This window comes from Nonomuraea zeae (assembly GCF_005889725.1).
Taxonomy (GTDB): Bacteria; Actinomycetota; Actinomycetes; order Streptosporangiales; family Streptosporangiaceae; genus Nonomuraea; species Nonomuraea zeae.
This window is the reverse complement of the sequence record NZ_VCKX01000527.1, coordinates 1-4239: the sequence shown is the minus strand read 5'-3', so window position 1 is coordinate 4239 and position 4239 is coordinate 1. Positions and strand designations below refer to the sequence as shown.

At 69.8% G+C, this 4239-nt stretch carries 5 protein-coding genes; 1 reads left to right on the top strand and 4 read right to left on the bottom strand.

Annotation, left to right across the window (positions count from 1 at the left end; all coding sequences use genetic code 11):
• From ETD85_RS60510 to ETD85_RS60500, 3 genes are all read right to left on the bottom strand, one after another.
• Window positions 1-640, bottom strand: a 640-nt coding sequence (locus ETD85_RS60510; RefSeq protein ID WP_138698803.1) for a sulfite exporter TauE/SafE family protein, incomplete at its 3' end; no start/stop codon positions are given.
• Window positions 641-649: 9 nt separating this feature from the next.
• Window positions 650-1570 (bottom strand): SPFH domain-containing protein, encoded by a 921-nt coding sequence (locus ETD85_RS60505; protein ID WP_138698802.1) that lies wholly within the window; start codon window positions 1568-1570, stop codon window positions 650-652.
• Between the two features lie 97 nt (window positions 1571-1667).
• On the bottom strand, window positions 1668-2456 hold the full coding sequence (locus ETD85_RS60500; protein ID WP_138698801.1) for an ABC transporter ATP-binding protein: 789 nt from the start codon (window positions 2454-2456) through the stop codon (window positions 1668-1670).
• A 69-nt stretch (window positions 2457-2525) separates the two neighbouring features.
• Between ETD85_RS60500 and ETD85_RS60495 the strand changes: the two genes are divergently transcribed.
• On the top strand, window positions 2526-3245 hold the full coding sequence (locus tag ETD85_RS60495; protein ID WP_170247471.1) for a hypothetical protein: 720 nt from the start codon (window positions 2526-2528) through the stop codon (window positions 3243-3245).
• Here the strand turns inward: ETD85_RS60495 and ETD85_RS60490 are convergent.
• Window positions 3232-4239 (bottom strand): WD40 repeat domain-containing protein (locus ETD85_RS60490; protein WP_138698800.1); only part of this gene is annotated, 1008 nt, incomplete at its 5' end. The genes ETD85_RS60495 and ETD85_RS60490 overlap by 14 nt on opposite strands.

The window sequence follows — 4239 nt, the reverse complement described above, 5'->3', positions numbered from 1 at the left end:
CCCCCATGGCCACCCCGAGCACCGCCTGCCAGTCCACGTCCGCGACCACGATGAACAGCCCGGCGGCCACGGCGTTGACGATCAGCGCGAGGACGTTCTTGGCGGCGTTCACCCGCTGGAGGTGATCGTCGAGGAAGCTGCCGAGCAGGCCGATCAGCAGCACGCCCTGGGCGGCGCCGAAGTAGCCGCCGTAGACGCCCGCGGCCAGCACGCCCAGCCACAGCGCCGCGCCTCCGTGCGGGTGCGCGTCCGCGCGCCGCGCGGCCAGCCAGGCGTTGAGCCTGGGCTGCACCAGGACCAGCACGCAGGCCACCAGGATCAGCGCGATGACGACGACCTCGAAGACGCCGGGATCCAGGAACAGCAGCAGGATCCCGCCGATCACCGCTCCGATGCCGGAGGCCAGGCCCAGTCGCAGCAGGCGCTCGCGCTGTCCCTGGAGCTCCGGGCGGTAGCCGTACGCGGCCGTGAAGGAGCCGGGGACGAGCCCGACGGTGTTGGAGACGTTCGCCGTGACGGGATCGACGCCGAGCGCCACCAGCGTGGGGAACGTGATCAGCGAGCCCGACCCGACGACCGCGTTGATGCCGCCCGCCACCACCCCGGCCGCGGAGACCGCGGCCAGCTCCCACCCCGTCACGAGCCCTCCTTACGTGTCCGGGCTCTTGGGGGGTGTGAAGAGGCCGCCCAGGTTTTCCAGGACCTTGCCCATCTCCGACGGGACGATCCAGATCTTATTGGCATCGCCCTTGGCGATCTCGGGCAGGGTCTGCAGGTACTGGTAGGCGAGAAGGTGCTGGTCGGGCCGGCCTTCGTGGATGGCCTTGAACACCATGCCGATCGCGTCCGCCTGCCCCTTGGCGCGCATGGCCTGGGCCTCGGCCTCCGCCTGGGCGCGCAGCACGGCCGCCTCCGCCTCGCCGCGCGCCCGCAGCACCGACGCCTGCTTCTCGCCCTCCGCGGCCAGGATGGCCGCCTGCCGCTGGCCCTCGGCGGTCAGCACCGCGGCGCGCTTGTCGCGGTCGGCGCGCATCTGCTTCTCCATCGAGTCCTGGATGGAGGCGGGCGGGTCGATGGCCTTGAGCTCGACCCGGTTGACGCGGATCCCCCACTTGCCCGTCGCCTCGTCGAGCACGCCGCGCAGCGCGGTGTTGATGTCCTCGCGCGAGGTCAGCGTGCGTTCGAGATCCATCCCGCCGACCACGTTGCGCAGCGTGGTGACCGTGAGCTGCTCGACGCCGATCAGGAAGTTCGCGATCTCGTACGTGGCGGCCTTCGGGTTGGTGACCTGGAAGTAGATGACGGTGTCGATCGACACGACCAGGTTGTCGGAGGTGATCACCGGCTGCGGGGGGAACGACACCACCTGCTCCCGCAGGTCGATCATGTCCTTGACGCGGTCGATGAAGGGCACCACGAGGTTCAGCCCGGGGGTGAGCGTCCGGTGATAGCGGCCGAGCCGCTCGATGATGGCCGCCGTGGCCTGCGGGATGATGCGGATCGTCCGCGCCAGACCGAAGCCCACCGCCGCGACCACGACAAGGGCGACGATGAGCTGTTGCGTGGTCATGGCGACGCTCCGAAGCCGAGGGGACCGACTTCGTCGATGCTATTTGGTTTCGGTGCCTTTTCAGGGCTGAGCGGCTTTTATCCGCATAAATGGTGATCTAGTGAGGGCGGGCGTACCAGCGGCTCTCGGCGCTCCTCTCCAGCGAGAGCGGCACCCCGAACGTGTGGGAGAGGTTGTCGGACGTCATCACGTGCTCCAGCGGCCCCTGGGCCACCACCGAGCCGTGCCGCAGCAGCAGCCCGTGCGTGAAGCCGGGCGGCACCTCCTCCACGTGATGCGTCACCAGCACCAGCGTCGGCGAGCGGTAGTCGCCGGCCAGCACCGACAGCCGGCGCACCAGGTCTTCGCGGCCGCCCAGGTCGAGACCCGCCGCCGGCTCGTCGAGCAGCAGCATCTCGGGGTCGGGCATGAGCGCGCGGGCGATCTGCACCCGCTTGCGCTCGCCTTCGGACAGCGTGCCGAAGCGCCGCCTGATCAGATGGGCCGCGCCCATCATGTCGATCAGCTCGACCGCCCTGGTCACGTCGTTGGAGTCGTACTCCTCCGTCCAGCGGCCCATGATCGCGTAGGAGGCGGTGAGCACGAGGTCGATGACCTTCTCCTCGGGCGGGATGCGCTCGGCCAGCGCGGCGCTCGCCAGCCCGATCCGTGGCCGCAGGTCGAACACGTCCGCCTGTCCCAGCCGCTCCCCGAGCACCTCGACCAGGCCCTCACTCGGATAGAGCAACGTGGCCGCGACCTGCAGCAACGTGGTCTTGCCCGCACCGTTGGGACCGATGACGACCCACCGTTCGTCCTCGTTGACCGTCCAGTCGATGCCGCGCAGCAGGGCCGCTCCGTCGCGCCTGACGGCGACGTCCTGGAGCCGCAGCACCTGACCACCCATCCCCGATCCCTCCTTTAGGAGTCACCCTCTGGACAAACCTATTGCAGGGCGAGCGCTTATCGTGGATCGGTGCGCCCTGAATCAGCTGTCTGTCCCCTACTGGTCGCCTGGGGCAATGCCTGGCTCGCCGGTCACGTCGGCCTCGACGAGGCGGCTGACCACGTGGAAGCCGCCGCGGGACCCGCCGTCGCGGGCGACCTTCCGCTGCGTAAATACCTGGCAAACCTGCGCTCCGACGGACTGTGTGAGCTGCGTCTCGCTTTGCCCGCGCCCGGCGATCCGCTGGGGCTGTCGGGGCCGGCGTCGTTCAACGCGGCCGCGGTCGACGTCGGCCAGGCCACCGTCGCCGTGCTCCAGGACCGCAACCTCGGGCTGGTGCCGGCGCCCGACCTGCGCGGCTCGTCCTACGTCGGGGTACGCCTGGACGTGCACGACTCCGGTCCCGTACGCCATGACCTGCCGTCGCTGTCGGAGGCAGAGCGGGAATTGTCGGACGCCATCCGATCGGCCACCGAGGCCCTGGCCTCCGTCGACGGGCCGCTGCAGGAGCGTCCTGGGCGGCTCGGCCTGGCCGGCGGCGAGCTGGCGCCCGGCTATCCGGCACGGGCGCACCGCGTCTCCACCCTCGCCACCCGGCTGGCCGGGGTGCTCCGGCTGGCCGAGGAGCGCGGGCTCACCTCTGGGCAGCTCGCAACGCGGGCGGTCGCCCTGCGCGAGCTCGACCGCGCGGTGCGGCGCGCGCTGGTGGCCGCCCACCACGCGATCTTCGAACCGCTCAGGAGCCAATAGCCGCGTCCTTCGTCTTCCAGAGCCTGACCAGCTTGTCCTTACCTGCCGAGACGATGGCCGCGCCCGCGCCCGCGGGGATGATGCCGACCGCGTACACGCCGCGTTTGTGGGCCTTGACCGGTTTGCCGAGCGCCTTACGGGTGACGGGGTCCCAGAGCCTGATCGTGCCGTCGGTGCTGCCGGACAGGAGCACCTGACGGTCGTTCAGGGAGCCGAAGGACAGCGAGTAAATGATCTTCTTGTGGCCGGACATGGTGCCGAGGGTCTTGCCGCTCTTCGGATCCCAGATCCGGATTTTTCCGTCTTTACCACCCGAGGCCACGACCTGCTTGCCGTCCACCTTTGCCACCGCCACCGAGTAGACGCCCTTCGAATGCCCCTTGTACGGCTTGCCGTACGCCTTTCGCTTGGCCAGGTCCCACATCCGCAGGGTGCCGTCCTCGCCGGCCGAGATCGCCACGGCGCGGTCGCCGAGGTGGGTGGCGTTCAGCCAGTTCACCGGCTTGCGGTGGGCCCTGATGTTCCTGCCCGTGGCCTTGCGCTTCTTCAGGTCCCAGAATCGCAGCCAGCCCTTGGCGTCGCCGGTGACCGCGACGTACTTGCCTTTCACCCTGGTGAGCGCGACCGAGTAGACGGCGTCGCCGTGCCAGCCGAGCACCTTGCCCTTGCGGGTCTTGAGGTTCCACAGGCGCACGCTGCCGTCGTAGCCGCCGGAGACGGCCATCGGGGTCTTGCCGACCATCATGCAGGCGACGGCGTAGACCTCCTCGCTGTGGCCCTTCAGGGTGGCCAGGGACTTGTGCTTGGCCAGGTCCCAGAGGCGCAGGCGGCCGTCCTGTCCGCCGGTCACCAGCCAGGTCTTGTCGCCCATGGGGAGGGCGGAGAGCGTCTGCACGCCCTTCGTGTGGCCCTTGAGCGACTTGCCGTCCTGCTTGCCGAGGACGGGGATGGTCTGTTGCGGGGCCTGGTCCTGCGTCTGGGTGGGCTGTCTCTT